This window comes from Acinetobacter sp. Res13-Abat-PEC15-P4-01 (assembly GCF_015676285.1).
In the GTDB taxonomy this organism is placed as follows: domain Bacteria; phylum Pseudomonadota; class Gammaproteobacteria; order Pseudomonadales; family Moraxellaceae; genus Acinetobacter; species Acinetobacter nematophilus.
Genome location: NZ_JADAIN010000020.1, coordinates 411,443 through 426,537 on the forward strand (window position 1 = coordinate 411,443; position 15,095 = coordinate 426,537).

Consider the following 15,095-nt stretch of genomic DNA (forward strand, 5'->3'; position numbering starts at 1 on the left):
GTCGATGAATAAGAATATATTGGGTTTAGGACTGTTTCTGGTTACACAGCCAAGTTTTGCCAGTGATTTGCCCACAGTCAATTTAGGTTTGTCGAGTTTTGTGGATGGTGCCGTTCCGGCAGGGAATGGTTGGTATGCACAAAGCTATTTTCAGAATTATCATGCAGACAGTATTCGTGATCCGCATGGCAATAAGCTTTCCTTGCCGAAGTCCGAGATTAGTTTCCAATCAGTTGTTCAGCAGATCAGCTATGTCTCAGATCTCAAATTAGGAAGTGGCAATATTGGTTTGAATATGGTGATTCCAGTCTTGGCCCATATTGATGTTGATGATGGTTTGCATAATCAAGCTATTAAAACCAATCGAGGATTGGGAGACATTGTGATTGGTCCTTTTATCCAATTTGAACCTGTAATGGGAAAAGATGGACCTCAGTTTTCGCAACGGTTTGAATTTCAAATCAACCTGCCTACAGGTGATTATGATCGTCATCGGGATATCAATCCGGGTGCCAATGCGCTATCGCTAAACCCGTATTGGGCTGCAACATATTGGATGAATCAGAAATGGACGATTTCAACACGCTTACATTATCTTTATAACTTTAAAAATGATGATCCAGTTTATAGTTTCGGTGAAGTTGAGGATATGCAGGCAGGGCAAGCTTTACATGCCAATTTTGAAAGCAGTCATGCTGTTACGCCAAAGTTTCGTCTAGGAATAAATGGGTATTGGTTGAATCAAATTACCGATACACGCGTGGATGGAGAAAAGATCAAAGGAAGACGTGAACAGGTTTGGGCAATTGGACCAGGAGCAATGTATAGCTTTTCTCCACATGATCATTTGGTTGCAAATGCTTATTTTGAGCAAAATGCTGAAAACCGCCCCCAGGGAAGCAGTGTAATTTTTAGATATATCCATCATTTTCAAAAATAATGGCTTTAATCGTTTTCCTGAAAATAAAACTCTGGAAAGATCTTTTAAATGGTTATGCTTTATCAAGCATGAAGTCTTAGCCATCACTTAAAGAAATCATGAAGTGAACTTCAAGCTTACAATACTGGAGAAAGTCCATTTATGTCTTGACCGTATTGAAAAGTACGCTGCTATTGAATGCAGATTTTAATTCAGCGAAATAGTTGAGTGAAAATCAAAACAGAAAACCTGAGTGAATATACTCAGGTTTTCTGAGGTCAAAATTAATAATTTAACGTGATACTATGCTGCGTATTTTGATCAATTTGCTTTTGACTGACCGCATCATTTTTACAGGTGTAATTTTCAAATAACGGAAGTTGATCCGCAAAGTGTGGATCAGGTTTGCCATTTCGATCAATAAAGCCACTTTGACCTGGGGCAAGAATAGAGCACATCGTCACTTGACTCGGATCCAATACCACACGGAAGGTTGCACTACCCGTATTGCCATAGGTGCTGAGCTGTTGTTGGTTTGCCTGATCAGCCCAAGGGATACCGACCGAATTTTTACTGGAGAAGCCCATTGTCGCCACCGGGATTTTCCAGTCATTCGGTTCCTTGGAATTATATTGGCGACTTAATTCTAGCAGGGCTATTTCAAGTGCCATTAAAACCACATCATCTGGTGATCGACCATCTAAGAAATCAACAGTTTGAGGTACAGTGGATTGTTTGCCTTGCAGTGCATTCCAAATAAGTTTAGACGCACTGGCGGGTTGAGTGCTTCTCGGATCATTGTTGACTGGATAAAGCGTATCCGTATAACGCTGATAAATATTTTCAGATAAATGAGGTTTAAGCACAATTTCTATCATTTGATTGAGCCAGATTCGCATAATTGCAGGCGCCGCACCTTGATAGAATTTACCCTCACTGTCTGGACGTAATTTATAATCCCAACTTGCGAGTAATGGCGCGACTTGATGTGCTAAAGCTGAAGCTTTAGGACTTTGCGCGGCTTTGACCATATCAGCAATAAAATAGCGTGCATTCAGGTCTGCCCAAGCACCTGATTTATTGATATCCCAGATATCCTGTTGGGTCAATTTTTGTTTGTTGGTTAATGGTTCAATCAGTTCATTGACGCGATCGACATGCGAAAAGTTGGATGAATCTGAACGTAAGCCTGCATATGCCTTGTTGTTCCAACTGCTGATATAGCCTTTCTCCGGATTATAGGCTTTGGGGTTATGCGAAAAGTCATAAAAACCCTGCCATTCCATCGCACCATCACCTTGAGCAGGCAATTGAATATGCTGATTTTCAGGGCGGATAGGCAAACGTCCCAATGCTGCGACCCCGATATTATTTTGAGTATCTGCATAAAACCAAGTAATGGATGCAGCAACACGTTTGGCTTGAGCAAGAAATTCATTCCAGTTGGTTGCTTTGGCTGCATTTGCCCATCCGAGCAAGGTTTCAATTTCTGCACCTTCCCAACTTCGTTTTTGCGCATAGGCTGTATGGTTTTTTTCATCCCATGTACCGACAAAGCCCTGTTTACTTTTATAAACATCTAAAACATGATCTGTCTGATTACGTACTTTGATACTGATTTGTCGATGATCTAAAGGAATATATTGTCCTTGATACAGATATTGCTTTGAATTATTCGGATTTAATTTGAGTTGATAAATATCGTTGGTATCAAGAGAACCGACTGTCGACCCCCAAGCAATTTTACCATTGGTCCCAAATAAAATAGCAGGTAATCCAACAGGTGTAATCCCAGTCAGATTGTAACCCGCACCATGTAATCCGATGGAATAAGTTATTGCAGGGGTGTACCAGCCTTGCTGCGGACCATTGTATAAAACCGTTTGACCTTCAATCGTTTTATCCGCTTTAACAACCCATGCATTACTTGCAGTTGGAACGCCATCCACCACACTCTTCCCCATGGCGATTCGCGCTTGGGCGAGATATTGTTTGGCAGCTTGGTCTGAGATCGGTGAAACATTCTTCGCTTGGGCATATTGATGCGCTGAAGAGGGGGCTTTTTGATCACCTTCAATAATCGTCGGTGCGCTAGGATCATCTAGCCAACGCAATTGTTGATAGAGTTTTAAACCTGCAGCCTGACCTTTTTCGTTCTGGAGTTGTGTCAGTAAATCCAAATTTGAGACCTCTGAACTGGCAGAAAAAAAACGATTGAGAATCAAGCCTACCCAAACCATTGCAATATCTTCTGATGTCCATAGCGATGGTTGAAAATCATAGTCGATAAATTCTTTTGGCATCAATTCAGGATTCGCCAAGACTTCTTGAATACGTTTATTGAAACCCGCGGCATAGCCATCAAAAATGGCACGATCTTCAGGGGAAAGTTGTGCAATTTGTCTTTTAATATCCTCTGGATCAAAGCGGCTGTGGGTAGCGATATCATATTGAAGGTATTCTGAACCCAGTACTTCAGCGACTGTCCCTAGACCAGTGCGCTTGGACATTTCCATCTGAAATAGACGATCAGTTGCGACTGCATAACCATAGCCATAAAAAAGCCCATAGGTATCATCTGCATAGATGTGTGGTGTTCCAAAGTTGTCTCGCTTGATGGTGACTTGATTTTGCGGGTGATTCGATTCTAGATGTGAAGAGGAACTACAGCTGGCGAGAAAGAAACAACTCATCAAGGCACTTGCTTTGAGCAAATGAGCTAAACTGTTTGATTGAGGAGTAGATATACTTTGTTTCAATTGAAATATCCTTTTCATTATTATTGAGAAAACAGCACTTTCAGAAGCATTGATCCAAAAGCAGCGAAATTAAAGATGCACAGGCTTGCATTGTTTGTAAAATTATTGTTATTTTTATATGTAATTTTCTAGTATTTGAGAGGTATATTTTTATACTTTTGCTGAACGAGGATATGTGTCTACGGCAAGCTAAGCTCAAGTTATTGGACATATGCTTTCTCACATTAATTTTAGAAGGTGATGATTGATAGCGCTGAGATATTTATTATTGGAAATTTGACTTTGAATTTGATTTAAGCTGGAGTTTTTGTTGCTGTATTTTTATCAAATTTTTAAGTCGGTATCTAAATATGAATAATTTTCAAGCTATTGTTTTATATTTTATTTTTTTCAATATATTTAATTGAGGAAGAGGTTAAAGGATAAAGATATTACGCAGTTAAACTTGTCATGTACAAATTTAACAATTTAAAGAAATTCAATACGGTGGGTCGATTAAATGGAATTAAGACATCTTCGTTATTTTGTCACGGTCGTTGAAGAGCAGAGCATCACCAAAGCTGCGGAAAAATTATGTATAGCTCAGCCGCCGTTAAGTAGACAGATTCAGAAGTTAGAAGAAGAACTGGGTATTTTGTTATTTGAACGGGGTTCCCGACCCGTAAGAACAACAGATGCGGGTCAATTTTTTTATCAGCATGCTGTGCAAATTCTGACCCATACTGCACAAGCAACATCTATGGCTAAGCGTATCAGTTCCATCAATATGATCATACGTATCGGCTATGTCAGCTCTTTACTGTATGCGTTGCTGCCACAAATTATTTATTTATTTCGTCATAATAATCCTGATATTCAGGTTGAGTTAATCGAATATGGGACCAAGGATCAAATTGAAGCTTTAAAACTTGGAAAAATCGATTTGGGCTTTGGACGATTGAGAATCAGTGATCCAGCAATCAAACGGATTTTGCTGCGCAAAGAAAAGCTAAAATTAGCCATCCATAAAAATCATCATTTGACGGAGTATGTCTATACAGGCATTTATTTATCTCAAATTATTGATGAGTCGATATTTTCTTATCCGGCTACACAAAAGCCTAATTTTTCTACGTTGATTCAATCGATATTTACTGAATTAGGTTTGGTGCCAAAAAACATGATTGAAGTTCGTGAAATCCATATGGCATTAGGTCTGGTTTCATCGGGTGAAGGAGTCTGTATCATTCCTGAAAGTGCCAGTGATATTGGAATGAAAAATCTGGTTTATATTCCAATATTGGATATGGAAGCCTACAGTCCGATTTCTTTAGCTGTGAGAAATATGGATCAAAGTCCTTATTTATCCAAAGTGCTAGAGTGCGTTAAACAGGTATTTGAAGAAGAGGGAATTGCATTTCAATTTGAAGGATACCAGGGGGAAATACAGCATAATTGAATTACGGCTTCAATCACTGGTGTTATGCATGTTGTGCCTGCCAAAAATGGATGATGAGACAGGGATTTTGCAAAAGGTATGACAATATACTTTTAATGATATAGAAAATTACATTAATAATTCCAATACTTGAGTTTAAACCTAGACACTTAAAGATTATATGCTACTGATTTTTATTTAATTTAAAAGTGAGCTGGATTGAGATAACAACGGGGTTAATACCCCATCGTTGCAATAAACAAAAACTTAAGCTTTCAGGAAAGGATTTCCTATGTTGAGATTAAATGTATTTTATAAAGTGCAAAGAATCGCACTTTATACCGCTCTGGCTTACTTAAATGTTCCTGCTGCTCATGCAGACTTTTTAGAAAACAGTGAAAAAAGTATTTATTTACGAAATTTCTATATGGAACGGGACATTGAAGGTACAAATAAAGATATTGGCAGTTGGTCACAAGCTGTAATGGGACGTTTTGAGTCTGGGTATACAGATACACCTGTACAGTTTGGATTGGATTTTGGCGTGCAGTATGCATTGCGTTTAAGTGATCGTTATGATGAACGATCAGATACCATTTTTAAATATGATCAGTCCGAGGGACGTCAGGCACGAGATTATTTAAAACTGGGCGCGACCTTAAAATTAAAATATCAGGATACCGAACTCAAAATCGGTGAACTTTTTCCAAAAACACCGGTATTGTTCATGGATGACTCTAGACAACTGATCACCACATTTGCAGGAGTGATGCTGGAAAGTAAAGACATTGAAAATTTAAAGCTGTCCGCGGGTAGATTTACGCATGTCAATGCACGGGATGATGACGAGTTTAGAAAATTTACTTTGGGAGCATCGACAGATCCTGATAAACGCAGTGATGGATTGAATTTCATTGGTTTGGACTACAAGCTGACACCGCATTGGAATGGTGCTTATTGGTTTGGACAACTTGAAGATATTTATCAGCAACACTATGTCAGCGCAGCATATTCAAATCAAATAGACGCAACAAAATTTAAAGTAGAAACGCGCTATTTCAATTACAAAGAGGATGGTGATGCTTATTTTGGAAAGATTGATGCTCAATCCACGAGTTTACAAAGTACCATGCAAAATGGTGCAAATACACTGTCTTTAGGCATACAGAAAAATTCAGGAGAAAATAATATTCCTTTGTTAAATGGTTTTGTCCCGCAAGGCTATTTACAGACATGGTCATCAGTTGCTTTCTATAAAGCCAAAGAATTCACTTGGCATGCTTTATATAGTTATGATTTTAAAGATAACGGAATTCCGGGTTTGAAACTGACATTACGTTATTTAAATGGAAGTGGTATTTATCGAGCAGGATTTAAGGACAATAAAGAAACTGAAAAAAATCTGATTGTTAATTACACAGTTCCAGAAGGGAAACTTAAAGGTCTTGGTGCTGAGTGGCGGCATATCCGTGCGGATATTAAATATGGGGCAGTAAATACTCCGGGTACAGATTTCGTAGAAAACCGTATTTTGGGGACATACACATTCAAATTTTGATTTGAGCAAGCACTCAATATTATTCATTGGGCTTTTCAATGATAAAAACTCATCATTGATTGAATCGGGATGAAATAATCATCCCGATTCAATTTTAATTTTTTCATGTTAAAAGCATGCATGGTTTTCTCATTCAAAAAAATATTAAATGATAATTATTTGCATTTATGACGCATTAGGCTTAGCATGATGTTTAGATTTTTTTAAGATGTTGATAAATGAACTAAAACAGTGTGTTGGGGGATAAGGCTTGGTTTTTGAGAAATTTCCCCTTTTGAACGTGAGCATCGATCAGTTCAAAAAAGTTATTTAATTTTTAAGGAAACTACAATGAATAAGATTGCCTTGAATTTACAGGATGAAATTGCTGATACTTTATTGATTACACTCTATGCGAAGTCGGTAGAAACCCGAAAAAAAGAGCCACTGATCAATGATCCAACGGCTTGTGAATTGGTTGAAAAAATAGATTATGATTTTTCAAAATATAAAAATAAAACGGCAAGCTCTGTAGGCATAGCCATCCGCTCTACACATTTTGACCAGAAAGTGAAACGGTTTATTCAACAGCATCAGAACCCAATTATTGTTTTTGTCGGATGCGGTTTAGATACACGTCTTCAACGTATGGGTGAAAGTGCGCAGCAGGCTCAATTTTATCAATTAGATCTCGATGAAGTGATTGAGCAACGCAAGAAACTGTTATCACCCCAAGAAAATGAACATTTGATTGCCAGTTCGATGCTGTCTACAACATGGATGGAGCAATTGAGACAGAATCATCCTCAAGGCAACTTTATGTTCGTCATAGAAGGCGTGTTGATGTATTTTACTGAGGCACAAAATCAACAAGTATTCATTGGGTTGGCAGAACGATTTTCAGGAGCAGAAATACATTTTGATATGTTGAATCAATGGATGAGCACCAAATCAGCCTTGCATGATACCGTACGTAAAAGCAAAGCGACCTTTAAATTTGGTATGGATGATGATAAGGCGATTGAAGCTTGGCATCCTAAACTGAAGCATGTGCAGACTTTTTTATTTAATGAGTTTAAAGGTTGGCGTCGAATGGGGATTATTTTAACCGCTTTAATGTCAGTTATTCCACAAATGAAAACTTCTTCACGCATTTTGATGTATCAAATCAAGTAAACATATTGCATAGATGGAGCATTTTGATGGATAGGATCCAATTTATTGAATATCTTGAACTTTATTCAGAATTCAACGATCTTTGAATTTATCGTCATACATTAAAGCTTTCTTGAAGTATTTAAAGTTTTTTGATCAAATTTTAGATAGCCCATAATACCGATGATTGGACCAATCAGCATGATCCAAACGGCATTTACCCCGATGTGGTCAAAAGCATAAGTTGAGATTCCAATAGACACAATAGTAAGTAAAAAGCCGATGGAATTTTGTAAAGCCAAGGCACTTCCAAGTTGTTCAGGTCGGCAAGCCTGTGCTGACAATGCTGAAAATTGAGGTGAGTCTGCAACAACACTTGTACCCCAAACAATCAATATACTGAAGAGTACCCATGTTGGAAGGATTTTCCATCCTAACGCAAACATCAAGCAACTAAAACCTGAGAGTGCTAAAGCACTTAGAGCAATCATCCTGCTATGAACATATTTAGTAACTATTCCACCGAATATACAACCTAGCGCCCCGACCGAAATAACCATAAATGCTAATATAGCAAGATTAAAATTTTTAAAATGTTCATTTATTTGGGTTTGAACAATAATTAAGGGAACTAATGTCCAAAAGGTATATAGCTCCCACATATGACCGAAATACCCAATTGCAGCAGCTTGAAAGCGGGGGATTTTAAATGCTGAAAAGTGAACAAATGGGCTGGCTTTCTTTAACTTCCGCTCCCCTTGAAGGCGAGGTCTGTCTCCCAGGGAAAAAATTAGAATGCCGGCAAAAAATGCCAGGAATGTAGAGGTAGAAATGATATACCTCCACGGTAGATCTGTCGAAATGGCAGTGAAGGCATAGGGTAAAGCTGTACCAAGAGTCAGCATCGCAACCAAAACAGAAAGTGCCTGACCTGCCTTTTCAGGAGCCCATTCAATCATTAATTTCATTCCAATAGGATAAATTCCAGCCAAACTGACACCCACAAAAAATCTAAAAATCAATGCTTCATAAATATTACTGGCAAGCCATGCAAAACATAAGTTGAATAAACCTCCGAACAGTGCCGAATATGAAAAAATTACACTGGCTTTGTAACGATCTGCGATGCCGAGTAATGCAATAAGCAGTGTGCCGAGGATAAAACCGGTTTGAACCGCATTGGTCAGTAATCCAATATCTGAAATATTGATGTTCCATTCATGCATCAAATCAAATGCCGCACTGTTGGCACTAAACCATAATGAAGTACCGAATAGCTGAGCCAGACTAATCGTTACAATGCAATATGTCCTCAAATATTTGAGCATTGGTGTAAATTCCTTTTATTGACCGATACTAGGTAAACGTATGTATGTGTTAGAGCATTTATCCAAAGGGTGATGACTGCATCACATCCTTATGCAGCTACGAAATCAGGCATATTTTGAGATGCAAATTAATGGGTTGAAAGAAATCTCCAATCTACTCAAGACAATGCTGAAATAAAGCCCCAGATCCATATGGATGATTTAGCTTTAACCATTTTTAAAACTTTTTGGGAGATCTGTATTGTTGGGAGAGTCCTACATAAAAGCGATATTTTTCAACAATCGCTAACTCCAGTTCAAAATTTAATACAATAGCGAATCATGTCCTTTGTCTATGTTTATAAGGTTCTTTAAAGTTTTATCCTCATTTTATGAATGATGATAATTTATTAATTATCTACTAGTTGGTTGATTTATTTTCAATTAATCAATTCAATACTGTCAAGAGATTAAATTTCAATTGATAGTTTTAAATACTGGTTTTAATGAAATTAAAATAGATTGAATGAGCAATTTTAAAATAATAAAAATCATTTTTGCCGATCAGTATAAATCGTAACTTTTAAACCTTGTGGTTGGTTGTGACTAAATTGAATCGAATAGCTATAGCGCTCAAGAATGAGTTTAACCAAAGATAAACCTAATCCATGTCCTTTATTTTGTGAGGATTTTCGCCAAAATCTTTGTGTTAGTAAGTTAAATTCGTCATCGGCAAGTCCAACACCATGGTCAATAATCAACAGTTTACCTTTTAATAATTGAATCTCGATAGGGTGAGGAGAATAGGCATGAAGATAGGCATTTTCAATCAAGTTTTTTAAAATGATTTCAAGTTCAGTTTCTGGAATGTCAATCTTTTCATCACTTTCTTTGCTGAGTTTGAGGTGGTGGCTGATTTCAGGATAAAGTTGTTCGAGTTCATGAATGACATGATTTAGACTGTGAGCAATATCTGTATATACCAGAGCATAGTGTTGTAATGGTGTTGCTTCCATCTGACTGAGTAACAAGAGCTGTTTTAAGAGTTGTTCATAGCGATTAATACTGTGTTCTGCTTGTTCTATATTTTTAAATGCTGGGTGGTCGGTCATTTGAGCTTGAGACAGCATCAGTTTACTCAGTTGTACATGGGTCTTGATCGCAGTCAAAGGACTACGTAACTCATGTGCAGCAAAGGCGGTAAAACTCTTTTCATTTTCAAGACTTTTATGCAGTTGCTGGATTAAATCAAATAAGTTGTCGACAAATGGTTGAATTTCTTTTGGAATATTTTTTGATTTTAATTCAATAAGGTAGCGTGCAGATTCTGATAGGTTGTGTTTCTTTTGAATCAACGTGTTGGAAATATTCTGAAGTGGCATAAATTCAACACGGACCACCCATAAAATTAAAATGATACACAATAAAAGAGTTAAAATGAGCGGAATTAAAACGGACTGTAAGATTTGTTTGAGTAATGAATAGCGTAACTGGAGTTTTTCTGCAGTCACCACCTGAATATTGCCTTTTTGAATGACATAACTCCGCCACTCCGTATTCTGATAACGCCATGTACTAAATCCTGTCTTTTGCGTTTGTAGATTTTCTGGAGCGCCTCGTGTACGTGCGATAATTTTTTGTTCAACAGCGATATTTGAACTAAAAACCGAAACTTCACATGCAATTAAATTGGGATGATTAATATCCGGAGTTTCATGTTGAAGTGTGGAATGGATGTCTTGAAGTGGAAGTTGCTGTACTAGACGAATCACCATGTGTGCAGACGCGGAGAGACGTTCATCTAAGGTGTTTTGTAAGCGTTTGGCTAAATCAAAATAAAGCCAGCAAAAAACGAATGACCACAGCAAAACAAAGATAACAGTAATGCTGATCACGAGCCTCCATTTCAGACTATATCCTTTCACTTGCTTTGCTCCGGATTTTTTAAGATATAGCCGACCCCTCGAACGGTTTGAATAATATTGCTATGAATTTTCTGTCTTAGGTGATGGATATGAACAGAGATTGCATTACTTTCTATGGAGTCTTGAAAGCCATAGATTTTATCAATGAGTTGTTCATTTTTTAGAATTTGATTTGGATAGAGCATAAATATTTCAAGCAAACTATATTCACGCCGTGACAAATTGAGTAATTGATTTTGATAGAATACTTCTTGGGTTTCACAGTTAATTTTAAGTTCCCCTAACTGCAAAATGTTGGAAGAATAGCCAGCATAACGACGTGATAATGCCAGTATGCGGGCAATCAGCTCATTTAAATCAAAAGGCTTGGTAAGATAATCATCGGCACCCGCATTCAATGTTTCAATGCATTGCTGAGTACGGTTACGGGCAGTTAATACCAATACTGGAACGTGAATTTGATCTTTACGCCAAGAAGAGAGTAACTCTAGACCATCTTGATCTGGCAGTCCTAAATCAAGTAAACAGAGGTCTACCGAACTTTGACGAATGAAATAATCGGCTTCACGTGCAGTACTTGCATGTTCAACGGAGATGTTTAAATAATCAAGTGCAGCCAATATACTCTGCGCGATATAGGGATCATCTTCAACTAATACAACAAACATCAGGTTTCCTCGGTAGATCACTGCATTCTACAAATAAATTCTGCTGTTAATGCTTTCTTAATCATAATTTTTAATTCAGCACAACCTATCCGGAAAAGGTCTGAATAGTATTTATATAAATCTTATAGGACACAGATTATCCTGAGCGATGTCTGAAATCAAATGTTGAATCAAATTGCAAGGTTCATCCTCAACAAGGAAATGGTTAGAAAAATCATTGACCCTGGGTTTTTAAGATCCGATCTGAAATACAAGAAAAAAGGATTGAATAATTTTAAGGTGGGATCATCACATTGCAGCCCATATGCAGACCAGTAAGGTATCCCTCATTCAAAAGCCTCTTGATTTGAATGAAATCAAGAGGCTTAAGGTAGAACTGAATCTGTTGCAACTCTAGAGCATTAAACCATTGCTGGGTCGCTGACAGAATCTTCGCCTGTTTCAACTCGACCTGCAAAACGTCGATAAAACTTAGCTTCCTGACTACAGGTCACAGCAAAATCATACCATTGCCAGGTATTTTTCAATTCCCAATGCTGAGTTGAAGTTTGCCCAGCCTTGACAGTGATTTTTAATGGCGCATCGGTTCGATATACGACTGGCGTAATCACCAATTCAAGGTCTTTTGCACCAGTATTGTTGAGATCTACATACACATTTCCGTTGGCAATATCATAACAAACGCGAATTTCAGGATTGATCTGTAAGTCCTGGTTACGATTCAAATCGCCTTTGAAATGACGATGAAAACCATTTGGTCCCATAACCCAAAGATCATATAAACCTTGATTGTCCTTTTTAACATTCCAGACATCATCCAAGGTTTTGCCTGCTTCTACAATGTATCGTCGAGGAACTCTGCTTAGATTTAATTTATCATAAACATGAAAGACTGCACCTTGAGTGCCAGTATTTGAAAATAAGAGTTTAACTGTTCCATCACTTTGACAGCGCGCACTGGTATGCAACTCATAAGGCAATGCCTTAGAGCGTCGAATACCACTGGTTTGAATCGGAAGTTGTAAGTTGGTCGGGATTGGCACATTGGGTAATTTTTGCTGTGCTGCCCGCAGTTGATCTGCTTGTTCACGGGTCTGTTTGCCATTTAATTCAGGCAATACATCTTCATTAGGCGTTTTAAAGTTAAATGCAGAAGTTAAGTCCCCACAAATGGCACGTCGATAAGGGCTGATATTGGTTTCTTTCACACCAAAACGTTTTTCTAAAAACATCAGCACCGAAGTATGATCAAAAACTTGAGAGTTGACAATACCACCACGGCTCCATGGAGAAATCACGAATAAAGGTACACGGGGTCCCGGTCCATATACGCCATTGTCTTTTTTGGGCTGGCTACGGCTTCCGATAGGTGCCTCATGAACATAATACTCATACTGCATATCAGTTTGGCTCAGTGTAGATTTACCTGCATAAGTATTATCAGCGAGTAATGTTGGTGCAGATGGCGATGGAACATGGTCAAAATAACCATCATTTTCATCAAAATTGATCAGGAAAACAGTTTTACTCCAGACTTCAGGAACAGCGGTTAATGCATCTAAAATTTCCTGAATAAACCATGAACCTTGTACTGGGCTAGAAGGACCGGGATGTTCACAATAGATTGAGGGTGCATTGATCCATGAGACTTGAGGCAGTTTTCCTGTTTTGATGTCGTTTTTAAATGCATCTAAAAACTCTTCAGGTTTATTGCCAGGTAACGTATTTGCGATACCTTTATAGAGTGGGTTTTTGGCATTGTCGGTACTTGCATCATAAGCTTTATACGGTAATTTCTGTGCTGCGGCATTGTATGGGCTATTCGGTGCACCGCCACTGGAAACAGGGTAACCCGAATCGATATTGGCTTTTTTAAAAGTACGGAATGCACCTAACATGTTATCACCCCATTCATCCGGCATGTTTTGATAACAGATCCAATTGACTCCAGCCTCTTCTAAGCGTTCAGCATAAGTTTTCCAGGTATAGCCAATATCAACATTTTTCGGATCACCATCGATCCAATCCCATTCGTTATTTACGAAAGCAGTACTGGTCGGTACGGCACCATTGGTTCCAGTAAGATGAAAGGAGCGATTGGCATCGGTACCTGTATGCATGGAACAGTGATAAGCATCGCAAATGGTAAAAGCATTTGCCAAGGCAAATTGGTATGGGATTTCTTGTTCTTTAAAATAGCCCATTGCATAATCTGTTTTATAGGTTGGCCAGTTCGACATACGCCCATTGTCCCATGCTTTTTGGCTGTCGACCCAAGTGTGATTTGTGCCTGGCGCACGTTGCGCATTATTACTAGAGCCATCCAAATGAAAGGGGGTCAGTAGAGCACCATTGCTGCGTTGTTGTTGCCAAACAGTTCGATCGTTTGACAATGGAATCGTTAAACGATCTGCAAAACCGCGTACACCTTTGAGTGTGCCGAAATAATGATCAAATGAACGGTTTTCCTGCATCAGGATCACCACATGCTCCACGTCTTGAATGGTCCCTGTTTTATTGTTTGCAGGTATAGCGAGGGCTTTTTGAATGCTGGCTGGAAAGGCAGATAAAGTTGCTGCTCCAAAACCTGTTTTAAGAGTATTTGCTAAAAACTGACGACGATCAATCATGTTATTTTTCCTGGTTCAATTTTTTACTTAGGGTGCGCAACGCATGACTGGTTTTTTTGAACCATCAGGTTGGGCTGTTGTTTGATCATCATTTGAATCATTACAGGCAGTAAGTAGCAGTAAAATGGGGAAAATATAAAAATATGCACGCCATTGTTTCAAGTTTTTTAACATCGGGTTCATCCATAATTAAAGATGCCCACACCATAAACACAGCTTGTGACAACTGAGTGTCATCTTTGTGACGACTCATTGACATGGTCAAGCAAATGAATATGTTTGAAAAAACTGAGTTTAAAATATGCTGCTGAAATGCTCGAAAATTACAATGAAACGCGCAATGCTTAATTGAAATATGTCAGCAGATTTTCTATCGCTTTAAATCCCACTTTATTCTTTATTTTTATCGAAACCCGAGACCTGATAAGGGGGATATCTCAATATTTTGAAGTATAAATCTAGAGTTTTTAAAAGGATTCCCTGCTGGTGTAGGCAAGTGAATTTGGGGTATAACCGTTGATCAATCCTGTTAAAAATACATCAATAAAAAATTATCTTTGTTGTTGCAAGCTGGGAATATTGAAATGCTGGTGCTGATTATGACAACCCCGGTCATTTTCTGAAAACGGCTCAGCATACCGCGCGATTGACCATAGAATTTAGGTATTCATTGCATTTTTATAAAAGTGACTGAACTTGAATAGTCCTTGATGGCGCATCCATTTTAAAGATAATTCATATGCATCCAGACTCAAAGCCCCCAAGATAAGACTCTAAG

10 protein-coding genes are annotated in these 15,095 nt (G+C 38.2%); 4 read left to right on the plus strand and 6 right to left on the minus strand.

Features of this window, described 5'->3' with window-relative positions; genetic code table 11:
• Positions 1 to 4 precede the first annotated feature (4 nt).
• Entirely contained in the window at positions 5 to 940 is a 936-nt protein-coding gene (locus IMO47_RS08870; RefSeq protein WP_196075844.1) for a transporter, read from the plus strand.
• A 263-nt stretch (positions 941 to 1,203) separates the two neighbouring features.
• Here IMO47_RS08870 and IMO47_RS08875 read toward each other — a convergent pair whose 3' ends face one another.
• Complete coding sequence (locus IMO47_RS08875; protein ID WP_227552248.1) at positions 1,204 to 3,612, minus strand: penicillin acylase family protein; 2,409 nt, start codon at positions 3,610 to 3,612, stop codon at positions 1,204 to 1,206.
• Positions 3,613 to 4,177: 565 nt separating this feature from the next.
• Here IMO47_RS08875 and catM point away from each other — a divergent pair.
• From catM to IMO47_RS08890, 3 genes are all read left to right on the plus strand, one after another.
• Positions 4,178 to 5,116: a cis,cis-muconate-binding transcription regulator CatM gene (catM, locus tag IMO47_RS08880; RefSeq protein ID WP_196077431.1), complete on the plus strand. Its 939-nt coding sequence runs from the start codon at positions 4,178 to 4,180 to the stop codon at positions 5,114 to 5,116.
• Between the two features lie 271 nt (positions 5,117 to 5,387).
• Positions 5,388 to 6,653: an OprD family outer membrane porin gene (locus tag IMO47_RS08885; RefSeq protein WP_196077430.1), complete on the plus strand. Its 1,266-nt coding sequence runs from the start codon at positions 5,388 to 5,390 to the stop codon at positions 6,651 to 6,653.
• Between the two features lie 330 nt (positions 6,654 to 6,983).
• Positions 6,984 to 7,808 carry a class I SAM-dependent methyltransferase gene (locus tag IMO47_RS08890; RefSeq protein WP_196077429.1) on the plus strand — a complete coding sequence of 275 codons (825 nt, stop codon included), beginning with the start codon at positions 6,984 to 6,986 and terminating at the stop codon, positions 7,806 to 7,808.
• Positions 7,809 to 7,909: 101 nt separating this feature from the next.
• Here the strand turns inward: IMO47_RS08890 and IMO47_RS08895 are convergent, their stop codons facing one another.
• The 5 genes from IMO47_RS08895 to IMO47_RS08915 all read right to left on the minus strand — a co-directional run bounded on the left by IMO47_RS08895 (position 7,910) and on the right by IMO47_RS08915 (position 14,491).
• On the minus strand, positions 7,910 to 9,115 hold the full coding sequence (locus tag IMO47_RS08895; protein ID WP_196077428.1) for an MFS transporter: 1,206 nt from the start codon (positions 9,113 to 9,115) through the stop codon (positions 7,910 to 7,912).
• Between the two features lie 530 nt (positions 9,116 to 9,645).
• Positions 9,646 to 11,019 carry a HAMP domain-containing sensor histidine kinase gene (locus IMO47_RS08900; protein WP_196077427.1) on the minus strand — a complete coding sequence of 458 codons (1,374 nt, stop codon included), beginning with the start codon at positions 11,017 to 11,019 and terminating at the stop codon, positions 9,646 to 9,648.
• Complete coding sequence (locus IMO47_RS08905) at positions 11,016 to 11,687, minus strand: response regulator (protein WP_196077426.1); 672 nt, start codon at positions 11,685 to 11,687, stop codon at positions 11,016 to 11,018. The genes IMO47_RS08900 and IMO47_RS08905 overlap by 4 nt, the downstream gene beginning before the upstream one ends.
• A gap of 401 nt (positions 11,688 to 12,088) precedes the next feature.
• Entirely contained in the window at positions 12,089 to 14,317 is a 2,229-nt protein-coding gene (locus IMO47_RS08910; protein ID WP_196077425.1) for a phospholipase C, phosphocholine-specific, read from the minus strand.
• 27 nt (positions 14,318 to 14,344) lie between these two features.
• Positions 14,345 to 14,491, minus strand: a complete 147-nt coding sequence (locus IMO47_RS08915) for a hypothetical protein (protein ID WP_196077424.1) — start codon at positions 14,489 to 14,491, stop codon at positions 14,345 to 14,347.
• Positions 14,492 to 15,095: the final 604 nt, after the last annotated feature.

Excerpts from the sequence above, each read along its gene's own strand:
- catM (WP_196077431.1), top strand. The coding sequence starts at position 4,178 with ATGGAATTAAGACATCTTCGTTATTTTGTCACGGTCGTTGAAGAGCAG.
- IMO47_RS08910 (WP_196077425.1), bottom strand. The coding sequence starts at position 14,317 with ATGATTGATCGTCGTCAGTTTTTAGCAAATACTCTTAAAACAGGTTTT.
- IMO47_RS08905 (WP_196077426.1), bottom strand. The coding sequence starts at position 11,687 with ATGTTTGTTGTATTAGTTGAAGATGATCCCTATATCGCGCAGAGTATA.
- IMO47_RS08895 (WP_196077428.1), bottom strand. The coding sequence starts at position 9,115 with ATGCTCAAATATTTGAGGACATATTGCATTGTAACGATTAGTCTGGCT.
- IMO47_RS08875 (WP_227552248.1), bottom strand. The coding sequence starts at position 3,612 with ATGAGTTGTTTCTTTCTCGCCAGCTGTAGTTCCTCTTCACATCTAGAA.
- IMO47_RS08915 (WP_196077424.1), bottom strand. The coding sequence starts at position 14,491 with ATGTTAAAAAACTTGAAACAATGGCGTGCATATTTTTATATTTTCCCC.
- IMO47_RS08870 (WP_196075844.1), top strand. The coding sequence starts at position 5 with ATGAATAAGAATATATTGGGTTTAGGACTGTTTCTGGTTACACAGCCA.
- IMO47_RS08890 (WP_196077429.1), top strand. The coding sequence starts at position 6,984 with ATGAATAAGATTGCCTTGAATTTACAGGATGAAATTGCTGATACTTTA.
- IMO47_RS08885 (WP_196077430.1), top strand. The coding sequence starts at position 5,388 with ATGTTGAGATTAAATGTATTTTATAAAGTGCAAAGAATCGCACTTTAT.